At 37.4% G+C, this 18,105-nt stretch carries 15 protein-coding genes and 7 pseudogenes; 11 read left to right on the top strand and 11 right to left on the bottom strand.

All coding sequences use genetic code 11. The features are described from left to right. Nucleotides 1-21: 21 nt before the first annotated feature. The 3 genes and pseudogenes from aroQ to ACLKMH_RS23130 all read left to right on the top strand — a co-directional run bounded on the left by aroQ (nucleotide 22) and on the right by ACLKMH_RS23130 (nucleotide 2,478). Nucleotides 22-460, top strand: a pseudogene (gene aroQ / locus ACLKMH_RS23120) (type II 3-dehydroquinate dehydratase). Between the two features lie 342 nt (nucleotides 461-802). After that, on the top strand, nucleotides 803-2,134 hold the full coding sequence (locus ACLKMH_RS23125) for a sensor histidine kinase (protein ID WP_413700124.1): 1,332 nt from the start codon (nucleotides 803-805) through the stop codon (nucleotides 2,132-2,134). Further along, nucleotides 2,104-2,478 (top strand): response regulator, encoded by a 375-nt coding sequence (locus tag ACLKMH_RS23130; protein ID WP_413700125.1) that lies wholly within the window; start codon nucleotides 2,104-2,106, stop codon nucleotides 2,476-2,478. The genes ACLKMH_RS23125 and ACLKMH_RS23130 overlap by 31 nt, the downstream gene beginning before the upstream one ends. Before the next feature lie 37 nt (nucleotides 2,479-2,515). Here ACLKMH_RS23130 and ACLKMH_RS23135 read toward each other — a convergent pair whose 3' ends face one another. Together ACLKMH_RS23135 and ACLKMH_RS23140 are read right to left on the bottom strand one after the other, a co-directional pair. Beyond that, nucleotides 2,516-2,695, bottom strand: coding sequence for a helix-turn-helix transcriptional regulator (locus ACLKMH_RS23135; RefSeq protein ID WP_413702452.1), 180 nt, complete (start codon nucleotides 2,693-2,695; stop codon nucleotides 2,516-2,518). After that, nucleotides 2,689-3,153: a response regulator transcription factor gene (locus tag ACLKMH_RS23140; protein ID WP_413700126.1), complete on the bottom strand. Its 465-nt coding sequence runs from the start codon at nucleotides 3,151-3,153 to the stop codon at nucleotides 2,689-2,691. The genes ACLKMH_RS23135 and ACLKMH_RS23140 overlap by 7 nt, the downstream gene beginning before the upstream one ends. Before the next feature lie 193 nt (nucleotides 3,154-3,346). Here ACLKMH_RS23140 and prmA point away from each other — a divergent pair, with 193 nt between their 5' ends. From prmA to fis, 3 genes and pseudogenes are all read left to right on the top strand, one after another. Further along, nucleotides 3,347-4,243, top strand: a complete 897-nt coding sequence (gene prmA / locus ACLKMH_RS23145) for a 50S ribosomal protein L11 methyltransferase (protein ID WP_413700127.1) — start codon at nucleotides 3,347-3,349, stop codon at nucleotides 4,241-4,243. 139 nt (nucleotides 4,244-4,382) lie between these two features. Then, nucleotides 4,383-5,342: a tRNA dihydrouridine synthase DusB gene (gene dusB, locus ACLKMH_RS23150; protein ID WP_413700128.1), complete on the top strand. Its 960-nt coding sequence runs from the start codon at nucleotides 4,383-4,385 to the stop codon at nucleotides 5,340-5,342. 13 nt (nucleotides 5,343-5,355) lie between these two features. Next, nucleotides 5,356-5,655, top strand: a pseudogene (fis, locus tag ACLKMH_RS23155) (DNA-binding transcriptional regulator Fis). Between the two features lie 117 nt (nucleotides 5,656-5,772). On the opposite strand, the gene ACLKMH_RS23160 reads toward fis, so the two are convergent. Continuing rightward, the gene (locus tag ACLKMH_RS23160) at nucleotides 5,773-6,366 is read right to left on the bottom strand and encodes a CAP domain-containing protein (protein ID WP_413700129.1); all 594 of its coding nucleotides are present in this window, start codon (nucleotides 6,364-6,366) and stop codon (nucleotides 5,773-5,775) included. A gap of 224 nt (nucleotides 6,367-6,590) precedes the next feature. On the opposite strand from ACLKMH_RS23160, the gene ACLKMH_RS23165 reads away from it, so the two are divergent. The 3 genes and pseudogenes from ACLKMH_RS23165 (at nucleotide 6,591) to ACLKMH_RS23175 (ending at nucleotide 8,719) form a co-directional block, all read left to right on the top strand. Beyond that, nucleotides 6,591-7,172 (top strand): YjaG family protein, encoded by a 582-nt coding sequence (locus ACLKMH_RS23165; protein WP_413700130.1) that lies wholly within the window; start codon nucleotides 6,591-6,593, stop codon nucleotides 7,170-7,172. 157 nt (nucleotides 7,173-7,329) lie between these two features. Continuing rightward, nucleotides 7,330-7,606: pseudogene (locus ACLKMH_RS23170) on the top strand (HU family DNA-binding protein). Nucleotides 7,607-7,699: 93 nt separating this feature from the next. Further along, nucleotides 7,700-8,719 carry a 2Fe-2S iron-sulfur cluster-binding protein gene (locus ACLKMH_RS23175; protein ID WP_413700131.1) on the top strand — a complete coding sequence of 340 codons (1,020 nt, stop codon included), beginning with the start codon at nucleotides 7,700-7,702 and terminating at the stop codon, nucleotides 8,717-8,719. 138 nt (nucleotides 8,720-8,857) lie between these two features. Here ACLKMH_RS23175 and purD read toward each other — a convergent pair. The 4 genes and pseudogenes from purD to nudC all read right to left on the bottom strand — a co-directional run bounded on the left by purD (nucleotide 8,858) and on the right by nudC (nucleotide 14,287). Further along, nucleotides 8,858-10,143, bottom strand: a pseudogene (gene purD / locus ACLKMH_RS23180) (phosphoribosylamine--glycine ligase). Between the two features lie 310 nt (nucleotides 10,144-10,453). Then, nucleotides 10,454-12,052: pseudogene (gene purH, locus ACLKMH_RS23185) on the bottom strand (bifunctional phosphoribosylaminoimidazolecarboxamide formyltransferase/IMP cyclohydrolase). Between the two features lie 298 nt (nucleotides 12,053-12,350). Next, nucleotides 12,351-13,419: pseudogene (gene hemE, locus ACLKMH_RS23190) on the bottom strand (uroporphyrinogen decarboxylase). A 76-nt stretch (nucleotides 13,420-13,495) separates the two neighbouring features. Further along, nucleotides 13,496-14,287, bottom strand: a complete 792-nt coding sequence (gene nudC, locus ACLKMH_RS23195; protein WP_413700132.1) for an NAD(+) diphosphatase — start codon at nucleotides 14,285-14,287, stop codon at nucleotides 13,496-13,498. A gap of 143 nt (nucleotides 14,288-14,430) precedes the next feature. Here nudC and rsd point away from each other — a divergent pair, with 143 nt between their 5' ends. After that, nucleotides 14,431-14,904, top strand: a complete 474-nt coding sequence (gene rsd, locus ACLKMH_RS23200) for a sigma D regulator (protein WP_413700133.1) — start codon at nucleotides 14,431-14,433, stop codon at nucleotides 14,902-14,904. A 59-nt stretch (nucleotides 14,905-14,963) separates the two neighbouring features. Here rsd and ACLKMH_RS23205 read toward each other — a convergent pair whose 3' ends face one another. From ACLKMH_RS23205 to ACLKMH_RS23220, 4 genes are read right to left on the bottom strand one after another with little or no spacing between them, the layout of a single operon-like run. Continuing rightward, complete coding sequence (locus tag ACLKMH_RS23205) at nucleotides 14,964-15,305, bottom strand: DUF3802 family protein (protein ID WP_413700134.1); 342 nt, start codon at nucleotides 15,303-15,305, stop codon at nucleotides 14,964-14,966. Between the two features lie 24 nt (nucleotides 15,306-15,329). Continuing rightward, entirely contained in the window at nucleotides 15,330-15,527 is a 198-nt protein-coding gene (locus ACLKMH_RS23210) for a peptidoglycan DD-metalloendopeptidase family protein (protein ID WP_413700135.1), read from the bottom strand. After that, nucleotides 15,499-16,254, bottom strand: coding sequence for a peptidoglycan DD-metalloendopeptidase family protein (locus ACLKMH_RS23215; protein WP_413700136.1), 756 nt, complete (start codon nucleotides 16,252-16,254; stop codon nucleotides 15,499-15,501). The genes ACLKMH_RS23210 and ACLKMH_RS23215 overlap by 29 nt, the downstream gene beginning before the upstream one ends. Nucleotides 16,255-16,297: 43 nt before the next feature. Beyond that, nucleotides 16,298-16,657, bottom strand: coding sequence for a hypothetical protein (locus ACLKMH_RS23220; RefSeq protein ID WP_413700137.1), 360 nt, complete (start codon nucleotides 16,655-16,657; stop codon nucleotides 16,298-16,300). 232 nt (nucleotides 16,658-16,889) lie between these two features. Between ACLKMH_RS23220 and metK the strand changes: the two are divergent. Then, nucleotides 16,890-18,039: pseudogene (metK, locus tag ACLKMH_RS23225) on the top strand (methionine adenosyltransferase). Nucleotides 18,040-18,105 lie beyond the last annotated feature (66 nt).

The raw sequence follows: 18,105 nt of genomic DNA on the forward strand, positions 1-18,105 counted from the left end.
GAGTCTTTTTTATGCAAAAAAATAAACGTGTTAGTTTTAAACGGGCCAAATTTAAATTTACTGGGACAACGCGAACCTGAAGTATACGGCAAACAAACATTAGCAGACATTATTGAATCACTTTCCCAAGAAGCCCTTGCATTAGGTATTGAGCTTAATCACCTACAAAGCAACCGCGAATACGAACTAATCGAAAAAATCCACGAGTCCTTTAATAAGGTTGATTTTATTATTATTAACCCAGCAGACCTTCACCCATACCAGTGTTGCTATTAGAGATGCTTTGCTTGGTGTTAATATCCCTTTTATTGAAGTACACCTTTCTAACGTGCATGCACGTGAAAGCTTTCGTCATCATTCTTTTCTTTCTGACAAAGCGGTTGGTGTCATCTGCGGGTTAGGAGCTAGAGGTTATTCATTAGCCTTACAGTCTATTCAAGATCATTTATCCAAAAGTTAAATATCCGCTAAATAGCAAATAAAAACCTTATGTATTTTAGCAATGTAAGTCACAAAATGAGTGTTACATTTGCTTTTTTAAACATAAAGAATAAAAAACTACCCGGGTAGGTAGTTACTTTAAAGATCAAGATAGTGCAATATGAGCTTGTCTTAAGGAATTGAGACAAAGTAGTAAACCCACTTTTGATGCCTAAAATGAATTGAATGTTTATAATCAATTTGTAGCATTGCAAAATATTTTAAAGGCATGCCTAACTTTGTTAGGCTTTTTTTGCCTTTTTTTGTCAGCTTCTGCAGTAGTGTTATAATCTACCAATTATGATTGATGTAAACAGAGCGCATGAGCGATATACACAACAATAAATATGTATTATTCAAAAGGTGGCAGTCTCTACGAGTTTATAACATCGTAATACTTAGTGCTTTCCTATTTTTCTATGCACTTGGCACAATACAAAGTTATAGTGCTTTTTCGCCACCAGCAATGTTTAATCTACCCTTATTTATTCCAATAACAGCTATTTTTTTATGCGTTTATTTAATACATTGTTTAATCGAGAATAAAAATAGACACAGTGTTTTTTTATTGCCTGTACTTACCTTATTCAGTACCTTGTTTATCACTATAAACGGTCATTTTGAGACAGAAGTTTCACGTAATAGTTTTTTATATTTCTCACTGCTATTACCACTTTTTTATACTTATATTCTTTCTTATAATTTTCAATTATTAATCGCAAACAACTTTATTGTTGTTCTGAGTTATGTTTTTAGCGCCATTGTAGGACAAACCAGCGGATTGGTTTTAACGGTTAATTTGTTCCTTTTATTAGTATTAATTTTTTTAACTCTCTCTTCTCATATTAAAATTAACGCCAATTTAAACAAAAAAAGCTTAGTAAAAACACCTCAAAAGCCAACCTTCAATCAGCAAAATTCAGCCTATTTAAAAAGTATTATTCATGATATCCGTCAACCTTTAAGTAGTTTAGCGCTATATACCCACCTTCTTGAAAAGCAAATTGAAGGATCTAAACACTCCGTGCTAATTGACAATTTATTAGCATCATCAAATCAATTAGACCGTTGGTTATCTTCTTTATTAGAGTTAGCAATACTTGATTCAAAATCCTTGCCTATCAATGAAAAAAACATTCCTATTGATAGTTGCTTTTCTAATGTAATCAAAAAACATACTAAAATCGCAGAATCAAAATCGATGCTTTTAAAGGTGAGATTAGTAAAAGCGGTTATCTTTACCGATAGCAAATTACTTTGCGACATCATTGATCACTTAATAGATAATGCCTTTATACATGGTACACAGGAAAAAGGCACCACCGTATTATTAACTGCTCGTCACCTAAATCCGCAGGCCATACACATCCAAATTTGGAATAAAGGTGTCGCTATCAATAATGAGCACCTAAATTCATTGTTTGATGAATTATATTACTCAAAAAATCCCAATCATAATAAAGCCAAAGGTTTAGGTTTAGGCTTGGGTTTAGCCTTATCACAACGTAAAGCGCACCTGTTGAATACAAGCATTAAAGTAAAAACTTCGGAAAAAGGAAGTTGTTTTTCTATCACAATAAAAAAGGCACAGAACCGCCTAAACTGCCTGTATCAAAACCTTCTATGCAGGCAAAAAAACAAGACATTCTGCTGATTGATGATGATAAAAGCATTCTTTCAGCGCTTTCTATGTTATTAGAAAACTGGGGATATGTTGTCCATTGTGCAGAAAGTAGTGAACAGGCAATTAAAGCATTAGAAAAACAACAGTTTGCTTTAATTATCTCAGATTACCGCTTACCGGGTGCTAAAAATGGGCTTGATTTAATTAAAATAGCGCAACAAAAACAAGATATTGAATCAGTATTATTAACCGGAGAAGTCGATCCTGATAAGCTACAAGAGGGTGAATTTGAGCATTACAAAGTATTACATAAACCGATCAAACCCGCGGCGCTAAGGATTCTAATTAGGCAATTATTAAAAGCTAAAATGTAAAATAGAATAAAAATTAGACATGAAATTTGACTTATACTTAAGCAGTTAATAACCCTACTTTCACCGCTTTTTCAATCGCTTTGGCACGGCTTCTAACACCAGAGACCTGTAAAATTTGATAAATACCTTTTTGGTGGAATTTTACCGTATCGGGAGAAATAGATAATAACTGTGCAATCTCTCGATTAGTTTTTCCTAAATGCAGATATATTAAGATTTCTGTCTGTCTGTCAGATAAATGGTACTGTTCTTTATTTTTTTATCCTGCTGATCCAGCTTTTCTAACTGCTGTTGAACTTCCTCAGGTATAAACACATCGCCCTTTAATACCGCCTCAAGCCCCATTAACATATCATTTGGTGCATAGGATTTAGGAATAAAGCCCATTGCGCCCTTTTCTAAGGCAGTCGCAATATCTTTATAATCTTCACAGGCAGAGAGCACAATAACAGGAGATAATACTTGTCGTTTGGTTAATTCTTCAATCATAGCAATGCCATTCATCTCTGGCATATTTAAGTCCATAAGAATCAAATCAGGCTGTAACGACTCAATTTGCATTAAAGCCGCGATAGGGTTATCAAAAATGAACACCTCATTATCACTATTCTCAAGGGTTAACTTTAAACCATGCAAAAATAGCTGATGATCATCAATAATCACAATTTTATTCATTAGCAAGCTCGCATTTCAAATATAGAGACAATTTTATAATAAATCAGATTATTTACAATCAACTTAGGTGAATTGTTAGCTAAAGCGCTTACTTTTCTATCAATTATGACTAACAAACAAATCTTCACAGTATTGGATAATTAATCATATCCCCTGTATTCTCACTGCAAATTAAATAGACAGGATAGCAACCATGCCTTGGATACAATTAAAATTAAATGCAACCTCAGAAAATGCGGAAGATCTGGGTGAGCTACTAATGAGTAATGGCGCACTTTCAGCGACCTTTACAGATGCCCATGACACTCCCGTTTTTGAACCTCTTCCAGGTGAAACGAGATTATGGGGTGACACAGATATAACTGGGCTTTATGAAGCAGATACCGATATGCAGTATGTGTTTAAAGCGCTTAAAGCAAGTCCATTACTTGCCGATGACTTTGCCTATAAAGTAGAACAATTAGAGGATAAAGATTGGGAAAGAGAATGGATGGATAATTTTCATCCCATGCAGTTTGGGAAACGTTTATGGATTTGCCCAAGCTGGAAGCCTGTACCTGATGAAAACGCAGTTAATGTAATGTTAGATCCAGGTTTAGCCTTTGGTACTGGTACTCATCCAACGACTGCACTTTGCCTTGCTTGGCTTGATGCACAAGATTTACAGAATAAAGTTATTATCGATTTTGGTTGTGGCTCTGGCATCTTAGCAATTGCGGCGCTCAAATTAGGGGCGAAACGTGTTATCGGGATTGATATTGATCCGCAAGCCATTACCGCCAGTCGAGATAACGCTGAGCGTAATAATGTATCAGATCAATTAGAATTATACTTACCAGCAGATTTACCTGAGGGTATTTTAGCAGATGTATTAGTGGCGAATATTCTTGCCGGTCCATTACGCGAACTTTCAACAAGCATTGAAGCACTAATAAAACCATCTGGTCAACTGGCTCTTTCTGGCATCCTTGAGCAACAAGCAACAGAATTAATTGCAACCTACCAACAGTGGTTTGAAATGGATAAAGCAGAGGTAAAAGAAGAATGGGCACGCTTATCAGGGAAAAAGTATGCAAATAGTGGCCAATAAGCCAGCAAAAATGGGATCGATCTGAATATTGAGCAATTTGCAAGCAAAATAATTACGTTTTGGTTAATTATTAACCTTTATTCTGGTTGAAAAAGTGCGTAAACTACGCCGCCTTGAGTTAGAGAATTGACTGTTTTATATGCACATTGGACAACATAAATTAAGCAACAATATTATTTTAGCACCGATGGCAGGGGTTACTGATCGCCCCTTCCGCGAACTTTGTCGTAGTCAAGGTGCTGGACTTGCTGTTTCTGAGATGTTGTCATCTAATCCGCGTGTATGGAATAGTAGAAAATCTAAATTAAGAATGGATTACCATGGTGAATCAGGCATTCGTTCCGTGCAAATTGCTGGCTCTGAGCCACTTGCAATGGCCCAAACGGCACAATTATGTGTACAACAAGGCGCACAGATCGTTGATATCAATATGGGGTGTCCAGCCAAAAAAGTGAATAAGAAAAAAGCAGGCTCAGCATTATTGCCTCACCCTGAACTTGTTAAGGCAATTTTAGAGAGTGTTGTTGATGCAGTTGATATACCTGTTACTTTAAAGATTCGCACAGGTTGGGATCCTGAAAATAGAAATGGTCTGGAAATAGCACAAATTGCCGAAAACGCTGGTATCCAAGCACTTGCAGTGCACGGTCGCACTCGCCAATGCCTTTATAAAGGTGAAGCAGAGTACGATACAATAAAAATAATTAAAGAAAACGTAACAATACCTGTTATTGCGAATGGTGATATCACTAGTGTTGAAAAAGCCAAATACGTGCTTGAACACACAGGTGCCGATGCCATTATGATAGGACGAGGAGCGCAGGGCGCGCCTTGGATTTTCAACGAAATAAACCACTACCTGACCACCGGTGAACATAAGTCATCATTGGAAAAACAGGAAGTCACCTCTATTTTGCTTAATCATGTACAAGCTTTACATGATTTTTACGGCGAAGTAATGGGGCCTCGTATTGCTAGGAAGCATGTAGGCTGGTATTTACAATCGCAGGACAAGTTAAGTTACTTTAAACGACAATTTAACGCCATTGATTGCCCAGTAGAGCAATTAAAGACATTAGAAATTTATTTGAATAATTAAAGAGTTAATAGCCATGTTTGAACAAAATATTCCTCAAGAAGCACTTACAACCACAACCAGTATTCCGGCTACCGGGCAAATAACTCAAAAACCACTACGTGATTCAGTGCGTCAAGCTGTCTCAGGTTACGTGGCGCAATTAAATGGTCAAGATACGACCGAACTATACGAGTTAGTATTATCAGAAGTTGAAGCTCCGATGTTAGATATCATTATGCAATACACACGTGGTAATCAAACTCGTGCGAGCAACAATGCTAGGTATTAACCGTGGTACGCTACGTAAAAAATTAAAAAATATGGCATGGGCTAAATCCATCATTTCAAAATGATGATTGACGGTAATCTAGTCAAATTCAGTTCAACTAAAAATCCGGTGCCCACACGCACCGGATTTTTTTATACAGTCAAACAAGTAAAGCATCAATAACTATAATGGACTAGCAAAAACCTGTGTCCAATAGTAAGGATAACTGGCACTACTATTTGCCACACAAGCAAGCCCCATTTCCGTAACATCTTCATTCATAATATTACGACAATGACCATCACTAGACATCCAACCATCCACTACCTGCTCAGCACTTGTCTGACCAGTCGCAATATTTTCAGCCACATAGGACCAGCTATAACCTTGATCTGTTACACGTGTTGCAACTGTGTCGCCATCCAACCCCGTATGAGCAAAGAAATCATAATTAGCCATATTTGCTGAATGCTCCTCTGTCGCTAGTGTTAATGCACTGTTCCAAGTTACTCCAGCAACAGGGCCAAAACTATCTTCGCCACAAACCTGAGCTTCAGCTCTTTTTGCATTTATTAGTGTAAGCACACTGACTAAATCATCTTCACAGCTGATTAAACTGTAATTAACTTCACTGCTTTCAATAATGCTCTCAACTTCCTCTGTAATAATCGACTCTACATCAATTAAATCCGAAATTATCTCTATATTAGAAGAGTCACTTCCCCCACACCCCATTAAAATAGTTACACTTATTAATGTTGCCGACCAATAACGCATTATTTTTCCTTTTCATACAAAATAAAGTTTGCATAGTTTCCCCTTTTAATTGCACTTCTAAGGGCATTTATAACCACCTTTTGCTCAACATAACAAGCTCAATAATCACTATTAATATCATAGCTGAATTCTCTTTACTGCGAATAAAAATTTAAAATTTTACGGTGCCTTTTTTATTGATTCACTATATGCTTCATATTTAACTCTATGTTTTTAGGAAAAATATGCTTTCTCTTTCGATAAACGAACCATTGCAAAACCTATTAAGCTGGCAACAAAGTGTATTTTGTATGGCTCTGAGCGAACATACTAAGCTTCATTTTCACCTATTTTGTGACGCAATTGAAAGCTCATCAGCTGAAGAAATAGACAAATTGAATGCATTATTTTGGGAGAAAATGACCACCAAAGGTGCAAAAATCAATTTCACAACACAACAGGAGCATTTTGATAGCCTTATTCCTGACGCTCGTGAGCATGATTTTTATGGTGTTTACCCTGCTATTGATCACTGTGTTATTCTAAGCTGTGCATTTAATACTTTTTTAATTAAGTCTAAGGAAGAAGCATTAAATGCAAGTCAAACTAGCTTTTCCACCATCGCCAGTTTTATTGAATTACAGAGTGGTAAAGCAATAGAAGATGAACAATTAGAAACTGAACCTTTATTTATTGAACAGCTTGAATTTCAAACAGAATTATTAAAAATGTTAGATAATGAGCGCAGTCCAGAATTAATAAAATCTATCAGAGAATTTGTACAAAGCCATGGTGTAACTAACCTAGGCATTGCGCTAGCTGATTGAATTAATCACTTTTATGTGATTTTTGACACAATAAAAACATTTAAAAGTGATTTATCATACTTTTACAATCTTTAGACTTTACTTAACAATAGCACTTGAAATACATTGATTCGGTAAGTTACATTCAATCCACACTTATATAAATGGAAATCTAGAAATGAACAAAACTCAACTTGTTGCAGATATTGCAGAAAAATCAGAACTGACTAAAGTACAAGCAAAAGCGACTTTAGAACAAATTCTTTCAAGCATCACTGATAGCCTTAAAGATGGCGAACCAGTGCAGTTGATCGGTTTTGGTACTTTCAAAGTAAATCACCGTGCAAAGACGTACAGGCCGTAACCCGCAAACGGGTGCAGATATTGAAATTAAAGCGACAAATGTGCCTGCGTTTGTTGCTGGTAAAGCACTTAAAGAATCAGTTAATGACTAACCTCAATTAGCAAAAAAGAATTTTTAGAAAAGGTGAAACTTCGGTTTCACTTTTTTTGCTATGATGCTTCGTTTATCCCCAATAGAGATCAGTATGTCTAACAATAATAATCAATTCGAACGCCTGCGTTGTATTAAACGTATTGACCAAACGGCTGATGCCAGTACCTTTGAATTTGAGCACTTAGATCAAACTCCCTTTAGTTTTCAAGCAGGACAGTTTTTAACCTTTGAAATAAATTATTACAACAAACTCTTATATCGCGCATACTCAATTTGTTCTTCTCCTGCAAAGCCTAATAGCGTCACTGTAGCAATCAAACGAGTGCCTGGAGGTAAAGTATCAAATTACCTGCTGGATAACTTACAGGCGGGTCATGCGCTTCCTGCAATGCCTCCAGCAGGTAATTTCACACAACAAGAAAATAAAACCACCAATAACTTGATATTAATGAGTGCTGGTAGCGGTATAACCCCCTGTTTAGCGATTGCACAGGACTGCTTAGATAATAAATCAGAAGCCAACATTCACTTTATTCATAGCGCACGTAAAAGTGATGATGTGATCATGGCTTCGCTGTTAACAGAGTTAGCAGAAAAACATAATAATTTTAAACTAACACTTATTTTGGAAAACACTGATAACTCAGAGCACCTTCAAGGTCGAATTGATATTGATATGTTTAATCAGTTAATCCCAGAAATAAAAGAGCGCACTATTTTTATTTGTGGCCCTTCTTTATACATGAAGTCAGTTGAAGAAATTGCTAGCGCAGTTGGATTTGATTTTGATTATTTCCATAAAGAAAGCTTTGTACCAGAAGCGAAAGCTGGAGAGCCTGTATTTTCTGATATTAATCATCAAATCACAGTGCCAGCCTTAGATAAAGAGTTTATGGCAAATGATCAGCAAACGCTTTTAGATGCGATGCATGGTGCAGGCATTAAAGTCCCCTATTCATGCAAGTCAGGTATTTGTGGTGCCTGCAAATGTAAAGTTCAAGGCGATGTAATCAGCACTAGTACTGAAACTTTAACTGCAGAACAAATAGAACTAGGTTATGTATTAACCTGTAGTACAAAAGCAAATTCTGATGTAATTGTTGAGCTGTAAAAAATAGCGATCAGCTGTTAGTGATCAGCTTAAAAGATAGACAACAAAAAAGCCGATGTATTCTATTTGAAAACATCGGCTTTTAGTTTTTTCGAGGCTAGAAGCCATTAGTCTGTCACTTATCTGAAGACTGATAGCTTATTTTTGAGCTTCACGCGCGATTGCACGGTAAGCGATATCATTACGATGGAACATTCCATCCCAGCTAATCTGTTTAGTTAACTCATAAGCTTTCTGTTGCGCTTCTGTAACCGTATTACCTAATGCTGTTGCACAAAGTACTCGTCCACCACTAGTAACAACTTGGCCATCAACCTCAGCTGTGCCTGCATGGAACACTTTAAGGCCTTCAGATTCAGCAGGAATACCAGAGATCACTAAACCTTTTTTGTAATCAGAAGGGTAACCACCAGCGACTAATACAACACCGATAGCAGACGTTCATCAAACTCAGCAACCATGTCATCCAGTTCGCCATTTACACCTGCTAAACATAAAGTAACGATATCTGACTTCATACGAAGCATAATAGGTTGTGTTTCAGGGTCACCAAAACGGCAGTTGTATTCAATAACTTTAGGCGTACCATCTGCCATTATCATCAGACCTGCATATAAGAAACCAGTGTAAGTATTACCTTCAGCGACCATACCTTCAACAGTTGGGCGAATAACGAGATCCATAATACGCTCATGTAATTCGGGTGTTACTACTGGTGCTGGAGAATATGCCCCCATGCCACCAGTATTTGGTCCGGTATCACCATCACCGACACGTTTATGATCTTGACTGGTTGCCATTGGTACGATGTTTTTACCGTCAACCATGACGATAAATGACGCTTCTTCACCATCTAAAAACTCTTCAATAACAACACGATGCCCTGCTTCACCAAAAGCATTACCAGCAAGCATATCTTGAATCGCATCTTCAGCTTCCTGCAGAGTCATTGCTACGATCACGCCCTTACCAGCGACAAGGCCGTCGGCTTTAATCACAATTGGAGCACCTTTTTCACGAACATAAGCCAATGCAGGCTCAATTTCGGTAAAGTTTTGATACCAAGCAGTAGGTATATCATGACGCGCTAGGAAATCTTTAGTGAAAGCCTTAGAGCCTTCTAACTGTGCGACTCCTTTAGTTGGACCAAAGCACGCTAAACCCGCTTCCTGGAACGCATCAACTACACCAATAACCAATGGAGCTTCAGGACCAACAATGGTTAGCTCAACATCGTTATCTTTAGCAAATGCAACCAAGGCATCAATATCTTCAACACCAATATTTACATTTGTTACTTTCGTTTCTAACGCACTTCCCGCATTACCCGGTGCAACAAAGATATTTTTAACTTGTTCGTTTTGTGCCACTTTCCATGCTAATGCATGCTCACGGCCACCATTACCAATAATAAGAATGTTCATTTAGAAAACCTTAAGATTTTATTTAAAATAATAAAAAGACGAACATAGTTCGTCCAACAATATTAAATATATTAATTGTATTTTTACTAAGTGATTTAGTTCTAAATCAAGGCAAAAGCGCGGAGCTTGCTACTGCAAGTGAGCACTTTTAACGCCGAGGCGGACTAAATCACAATATAAAAACCATTAAAATTAATTGGGGGAGCTCAACGCCAGTTGGCTCTAGGTCAAGGAAAAAGCGCGGAGCTTGCTACTGCAAGTGAGCACTTTTGACGCCGATATAGAGTCAACTGGCTAAGAGATGTCCCGATTAATGGCGGAAGTGACGCATTCCGGTGAATACCATTGCCATATTATGCTCATCTGCGTACCGCAATTACTTCATCATCACGCATTGAACCACCTGGTTGAATAACACAACTAATACCAGCTTCTGCCGCAGACATCGATACCATCGCGGAATGGGAAGAATGCATCGGATGCCATTACTGAACCTTCAACGACTAAATCTTCATCAGCGGCTTTAATACCAGCAATCTTAGCACTGTAAACACGGCTCATTTGACCTGCACCTACACCTACTGTTGCACTGTTTTTAACATAAACAATGGCATTTGATTTAACAAACTTAGCGACTTTCCAGCTAAACAGTAAATCAGCAAATTCTTGCTCTGTCGGTTGACGTTTAGAAACTACTTTCAGGTCATCAAAACCAACCATACCTTGGTCACGATCCTGTACTAATAAACCACCATTAACACGCTTAATGTCGAATTCACTAGTTTGATCTGCCCACTGTCCACATTCTAATAAACGTAGGTTCTTTTTAGCAGCCTACAATTTGTGCTCGCTTCTGCGCTTACTGATGGTGCAATAATAACTTCAACAAACTGACGAGAAACAATTGCTTCTGCTGTGTCAGCATCTAATTCACGGTTAAAAGCGATAATGCCACCAAATGCTGATGTTGGATCAGTTCTATATGCACCTTCATAGGCATCAAGAATATTTCCAGCCACTGCCACACCACATGGGTTTGCATGTTTAACAATAACACAGGCAGGCTCTGAGAATTCTTTCACACATTCTAATGCAAGCATCTGTATCGGCAATATTATTGTAAGAAAGAGCTTTACCTTGAAGTTGTGTTGCAGTTGACACTGACGCTTCTTGAATTTCGTTTTCAATATAGAATGCAATTGCTTGATGAGAGTTTTCACCATAACGCATATCTTGTTTCTTTTGGAATTGCATATTGAAAGTACGTGGGAATTTAGATTCCTCATCACCTTCTTTATTCTCACCGTAGCTCGCTACTTTTGTTCCGAAATAGTTTGCAATCATGCCATCGTATTGTGCTGTATGCTCAAAGGCGACAATTGCTAAGTCGAAACGAGTTTGATAAGTCAAACTACCTTCGTTTGCATTCATTTCAGTTAAAATGCGAGCATAATCAGACGCTTTTACTACGATAGTTACATCTTTATGGTTTTTAGCAAGAGAGCGAACCATAGTTGGGCCACCGATATCGATATTTTCAATCGCATCTTCAAGTGTACAATCTGGGTTTGCTACCGTTGCCGCAAATGGGTAGAGATTCACAACAACCATATCGATTGCTTGAATATCATTAACTGACATGATCTCTTCATCAATGTCAGCGACGAGCAAGAATGCCACCATGAATTTTTGGGTGAAGTGTTTTTACACGTCCATCCATCATTTCAGGAAAACCTGTGTAATCTGAAACTTCAGTTACGTTAATGCCATTATCAGCAAGTAGTTTACAAGTACCACCTGTAGAAAGTATTTCTACTCCCTTTTCAGCTAATTCACGTGCAAATTCTACGATACCCGCTTTGTCAGAAACACTCAGTAGTGCTCTTTTGATTGGTCGGCTAGTTTCCATTTCTTACTCATTCCTCGGTTAAATTAATGGCTAAGTCACTTAGTCACATTGATTGGTTTGATCTGGGAGCGCCATTCTACCCGAAAACCGATGTCATTTTGAGCTATTTATTTATAAATATTTATTTTATTTTGTATCAGTTAATGAACAATAAACACAGATAAAAAAGGTAAACCAAAGTAAACACTTGGAGGGAATAATTAATTACGTTAAATCAAAAACATAAACTAATAGATAAAATAATAGATACAAAAAAGCCATGTAAAAACATGGCTTATAATGGTCGCGTTATGAGAGTTTACTTATTATGGTAAGGAATACTCAACTCATGCACCGCATCAACAAATACTTTCGCATTTTCTGGTGGCACATCTAAATGAATGCCGTGTCCTAAATTAAACACATGCCCCGCTCCTTCTCCAAAGCTTTCTAGAATTGTTGCTACTTCTTGGCGAATACGATCGGGTGAAGCGTATAACATAGAAGGATCCATATTACCCTGTAATGCAACTCGAGAACCAACACGTGCCTTTGCTGTGGCCATATCAATAGTCCAATCAAGACCAATACCATCACAACCTGTATCGGCAATTTGCTCTATCCATTGTCCGCCATTTTTGGTGAATAATGTTACAGGAACTTTTTTACCCTCATAACTACGATGTAGCCCATCAACAATTTTATGCATGTATTGTAATGAAAAATCTTTGTAATCACGTGGTGAAAGCACGCCACCCCAGGTATCAAATACCATTACAGATTGTGCACCGGCTTCAATTTGGGCATTTAAATAAGCAATCACAGAATCAGCCAGTTTATCTAATAAAGCATGCAATATTTGTGGTTCAGCAAAGGCCATTTTTTTAATTTTAGTAAAAGCCTTCGACGTTCCACCTTCAACCATATAAGTAGCTAAGGTCCAAGGGCTTCCTGAAAAACCGATTAAAGGCACTTCACCTTTTAATTCTCGACGTATTGTACGAACCAGCATTCATAACATATTGCAGTTCACCTTCAGGGTCTGGCATGATTAAATTATCAACGTCTTTTTTACAACTAATAGGTCGTTCAAATTTAGGACCTTCACCTTCTGAAAAATAAAGACCTAAACCCATTGCATCAGGAATAGTTAAAATATCAGAGAATAAAATAGCAAGATCAAGTTCGAAACGACGTAAAGGTTGCAATGTTACTTCACAGGCAAGATCAGCATTACGGCATAAAGACATAAAATCGCCCGCTTGTGCGCGAGTAGCTTTATATTCAGGTAGATATCTTCCAGCTTGGCGCATCATCCATACAGGTGTTTTATCCACTTCTTGTTTTAATAATGCGCGAATGTAACGATCATTCTTTAATTCTGTCATGCTTATCTACCCTGCTTAATAGTTATAAATTTTATGGCGCGTATGCTACCAACTTAATGTTACTTTTAATAGTTCTCTAAACGCACTGACTTATCATTTGATTGATTAACTTCCTCGCTAAAGTACCTTCAACGGGTAATGCCGGTAAATTATCAACATCGTACCAAGTCGCGCTAGAAAGCTCTCTTGGATCAATTTTTATGTCACCAGAAAGGTAATCAGCGGTAAACCCCATCATCAGTGAATGTGGAAATGGCCAAGGCTGGCTGGTTACATATTCTATATTAGTTATTTTTATACCAGATTCTTCATACACTTCTCGCTCTACGCAATGCTCTAATGTTTCCCCTGCCTCAGTAAAGCCAGCTAAGACGGTATAAACTTGATTATTGCTTTTTTGATGGCGACGATGAAGCGCCAGCAATATTTGCTTTTCTTTACGTATCCCAACAATGATGCAAGGTGATACACGCGGATAACAACGGTGTTTACAGTGCTGACATTGCATGGCAATTTCCCAGTCTATCGCCTGCATTTTTTCACCACACTGGCCACAGAATTGATGTGTTTTATAAAACAGAGATATCTGAAAAGCACGTCCTGCAATATCAAAAAGGCGATCATCAACAGTGCCTAACAAAGTTCGTAAATCAGAATATTCACCAAACCCCACATCAATTTGTGTTTTGAATTCTACCAGGTAACAGGGACTAGATTGATAGTGTCCTAATTCCACTTTTTCAGAGACTAATGCTTCATCTAGAGAGAGATCATCAAGATTACCGTAGGGAATAAAATCCCCTTGAGGTTGCAGTAAAATTTGCCCTTCAGCAACAATAAACCACCAACAGTTTTTTTCAGTATTCATGCTTTGCCTTTTAAATCCTTAATTACTTCACAGTTATACAGGAATATAAGGTTTTAATTCAAATTCAAGTTGACGATAATCCTAATAGCCTTTAAATTTTAGTGCTAGACTTAACAGCAATAAAATCAACTATAGGAAGTGCAATGCTAACCAAATTAGAAAAAGCAAAACAAGAATGGGGTGGCACTTTGACCATTATTGACAATTGGCTCGAAGCACGTCAAAAATGTGTCGTATTATATTGCCAGATAGCGGGACTTCCTCCCTATCAACAGGAAAAACGTAGTTTACCAGCACAAGCTGACATTACTAATTTCTGTCAAATACTTCTAGATTATGCTTCAAGAGGACATTTTGAGGTTTATGAACATATTATTGAACAGTGCAAACTTGATGGCGAAGAAAACCTAAAAATAGCACAGGATTTATATGCTCGCATTACCCGCACAACGGATATTGCGCTTAATTTTAATGATAAATATGCTGAAAATGCGAGTGACAAAGCATTGCTTGATTTTGACAAAGATCTTTCTGAGTTAGGACAAGTGATGGAAGGGCGATTTGAGCGTGAAGACCAATTACTTGAAGTGGTTCATCTACATCACACATTAAATTAACTTCTCTTATGGCAACAGTGATGTTGCCATATTCTAATACCAGTAATATAAAAACTAATTTAATTGCTAGGTATTTGCGAATCTAAGCTATTCTTAAGCAACAAAAAATATTCCTCAATAAACTCAGTTTGCGTTTTTGAAGCAGGCTTATTCCATTGACGCCCTAATATTTGTTCAATATCTTCAACTAATTTATCGCCTTCGGCAATCACTTTAAAACGTGCGTTATTATCTAATTGTGGTTGTTGCTGACAAAAAACCAGTAACATGTTTGCAACTTGATCTGCGACGATATCAGAAATTAAAGTACCTTCCTTTGAAGCACTAGAAGCTTCAAAAAGATTTAGGTTATCCGCAAAATAACTAATACAAGCATCATAGGCTTCGCTATTAAGTAACATGAGACTTATCCTTAAAATTAGTGATTAAATTTCTCCCATCTCCTTCAAAAAGCTATCTCTTCGTTCATTAAACGCTTTTTTATCTTTTTTAGCAATTTCTTGAGAAAGTGGCAGGCTAACTTTCATTGCATCCACAGGTTTATTATAAATATGGAATTCATAATGTAAATGTGCTCCCGTTGAGCGCCCGGTGTTACCTGATTTTGCAATAAGATGTCCCATTTTCAATGCGCCCTGCACGCACATAAATCTTACTTAAATGTAAATAACGCGTGGTATATTTTCTGCCGTGCTTAATTACAATATAATTACCCGCGACAGGATGAAAACCTGCGCGTTGCACCACACCATCACCAATTGAATATACTTTTGTACCTGTTCTTACCGCAAAGTCTGTACCGTTGTGTGGACTAACTCTTTTTGTAATAGGATGTAAACGTCTTGGATTAAAGGAGGAACTAATGCGATTACGCCCATCAAGTGGTGAACGACGATAGGCTTTACCTAGGCCTTTACCATCTTCATCATAATAGCGACCATCTTCACTTAAAAACGCACTATAAGTCTGACGACTGGTTTTAATCAGTATCCCCAATACTTCACTATCATAGGTATATTGACCATCGATATACTGTTTTGAAACCAATACATGAAAGGTATCACCGACACGCAACTGGCGATTAAAATCAAATTTCTCCTGTAAAGCTCCGGATATTTGTTGTATTTGACCTGCCGACAACCCAGCTTCTTTGGCATTGATATAAAAACTACCTGTAACACTTCCTTTAAAATAACTATTACGCCACTCACCCTCTTCTGTTTCGAGTAATGAGACATAACCCCCTTCTTTTAAAACAAAGGATAAAGTATTAGCAAAATCTATTTTTATTTTTAAAGCCAAAATATGATTATCTGCATCAACCAACAATTTTATTTCTTGGCCAGGCATCAAATTACCTAAACGTAAATGTAATTTATCAGCTTCCTGTAGCTCATGTAATGCGCCAGCTGGAAAGACCTTCCGATTGAAATAAGTTACTTAAAGAGTCGCCCTCTTTTATTGTCCATTGAATTTCACGTGTGCCCGTAAAATCAATAGTAGTGTTTCCATATACTTCGCGTTTAGGTTCGATCGGCTCCGCCTTCGAATATTCATCCTGTGAAACACTTTCAATGGGTAAGATCAGCTGACGTTTAATTTGTTTAGGCCCAACAGCCTGACTTGGTAAAAATGAAATAATTAATAAACAAACAAAGAGAATAATTAAGGCAAAAAAATGTTTACGCGGTAAATCGTTTATAAAGGAAATAAAAGCGCTTATTAACGCTTTAAGGCGGTTCAGAAAAGGCATAATAAAACTCAAAGAATAACGAATATATAGGTGAAGATGTAGTATACCCATGGGGGTAAAGAAGCAAAGTAGCATTAAGTCAATTTATTATTAATGCGACAGATGATATTTATTAATTACTAAAATTAGCGTATGTGCAGACAAAATTAAAGTGGCTTTCATGAAAAAAAGGTAAGATAGACGTCTAGATGTAAAAACATCTAAAATATTATTCATTTTTTTAGGAGTCCACATGTCTCGTGACTTATTTACTTCAGAATCAGTTTCTGAAGGTCATCCAGATAAAATAGCCGATCAAATTTCTGATGCCGTGCTTGATGCCATTTTAAAACAAGATAAAAAAGCACGTGTTGCTTGTGAAACCTATGTTAAAACAGGCATGGTAATGGTCGGTGGTGAAATCACGACTGATGCTTGGGTTGATATCGAAGAAATCACACGTGATACTGTACGTGATATCGGTTATACCAGTTCAGAAATGGGTTTTGATGCAGACTCTTGCGCAGTTTTAAATGTAGTTGGTAAACAATCTCCAGATATCAACCAAGGTGTTGATCGTAGCGACCCTCGTGAACAAGGCGCTGGAGACCAAGGTTTAATGTTTGGTTATGCAACCAATGAAACTGAAGTATTTATGCCTGCTCCTGTAACTTATGCACATCGTCTTGTTAAAAAACAAGCAGAAGTACGTAAAAGTGGTCAGCTTGAATGGTTACGTCCTGATGCAAAAAGCCAAGTGACTTTTGCCTATGAAAATGGTGTTATTGTTGGTATTGATGCGGTTGTACTATCAACACAACATTCTGAAGATATTCAACAGAAAGAACTTGTTGAAGCGGTAATGGAAGAAATCATCAAGCCAGTATTACCTGCAGAATTATTGACGGAGCGTACTAAGTTCCATATTAATCCAACGGGTCGTTTTGTTATTGGTGGGCCAGTAGGCGACTGTGGTCTAACAGGACGTAAAATCATTGTTGATACATACGGTGGTACTGCACGCCATGGTGGTGGTGCATTCTCTGGTAAAGATCCATCAAAAGTTGACCGTAGTGTCGCTTACGCCGCACGTTACGTTGCTAAAAATATTGTAGCAACGAGGATTAGCAGATCGTTGTGAAATTCAAGTTTCTTACGCAATTGGTGTTGCGGAGCCAACTTCAATCAGCGTTGAAACATTTGGTACTGAAAAAGTAGCAAAAGATTTAATCGTCAGCTTAGTTGGCAAACACTTCGATTTACGCCCATACGGCTTAATTGAAATGTTAGATCTGATCAAACCTATCTATCAAGAAACAGCCGCATACGGTCACTTTGGTCGTGAACAGTTTCCTTGGGAAGCGTTAGATAAAGTTGAAGCATTAAAAGCTGATGCATTCTAAGGTAATACTTATAGATCCTCGCCATTAGATTCAATTTCAGCATCGAAAGTGCTCACTTAGCTTGCT

It is taken from the genome of Psychromonas sp. KJ10-10 (assembly GCF_047323245.1).
Lineage (GTDB): Bacteria > Pseudomonadota > Gammaproteobacteria > Enterobacterales > Psychromonadaceae > Psychromonas.

Coding starts and splice junctions, on each gene's coding strand:
- ACLKMH_RS23160 (WP_413700129.1), bottom strand. CDS start 6,366: ATGCGTTATTGGTCGGCAACATTAATAAGTGTAACTATTTTAATGGGG.
- ACLKMH_RS23220 (WP_413700137.1), bottom strand. CDS start 16,657: ATGCCTTTTCTGAACCGCCTTAAAGCGTTAATAAGCGCTTTTATTTCC.
- ACLKMH_RS23210 (WP_413700135.1), bottom strand. CDS start 15,527: ATGGGACATCTTATTGCAAAATCAGGTAACACCGGGCGCTCAACGGGA.
- dusB (WP_413700128.1), top strand. CDS start 4,383: ATGCACATTGGACAACATAAATTAAGCAACAATATTATTTTAGCACCG.
- ACLKMH_RS23175 (WP_413700131.1), top strand. CDS start 7,700: ATGTCTAACAATAATAATCAATTCGAACGCCTGCGTTGTATTAAACGT.
- ACLKMH_RS23205 (WP_413700134.1), bottom strand. CDS start 15,305: ATGTTACTTAATAGCGAAGCCTATGATGCTTGTATTAGTTATTTTGCG.
- rsd (WP_413700133.1), top strand. CDS start 14,431: ATGCTAACCAAATTAGAAAAAGCAAAACAAGAATGGGGTGGCACTTTG.
- nudC (WP_413700132.1), bottom strand. CDS start 14,287: ATGAATACTGAAAAAAACTGTTGGTGGTTTATTGTTGCTGAAGGGCAA.
- ACLKMH_RS23130 (WP_413700125.1), top strand. CDS start 2,104: ATGCAGGCAAAAAAACAAGACATTCTGCTGATTGATGATGATAAAAGC.
- ACLKMH_RS23165 (WP_413700130.1), top strand. CDS start 6,591: ATGCTTTCTCTTTCGATAAACGAACCATTGCAAAACCTATTAAGCTGG.
- prmA (WP_413700127.1), top strand. CDS start 3,347: ATGCCTTGGATACAATTAAAATTAAATGCAACCTCAGAAAATGCGGAA.
- ACLKMH_RS23215 (WP_413700136.1), bottom strand. CDS start 16,254: ATGCCTGGCCAAGAAATAAAATTGTTGGTTGATGCAGATAATCATATT.
- ACLKMH_RS23125 (WP_413700124.1), top strand. CDS start 803: ATGAGCGATATACACAACAATAAATATGTATTATTCAAAAGGTGGCAG.
- ACLKMH_RS23140 (WP_413700126.1), bottom strand. CDS start 3,153: ATGAATAAAATTGTGATTATTGATGATCATCAGCTATTTTTGCATGGT.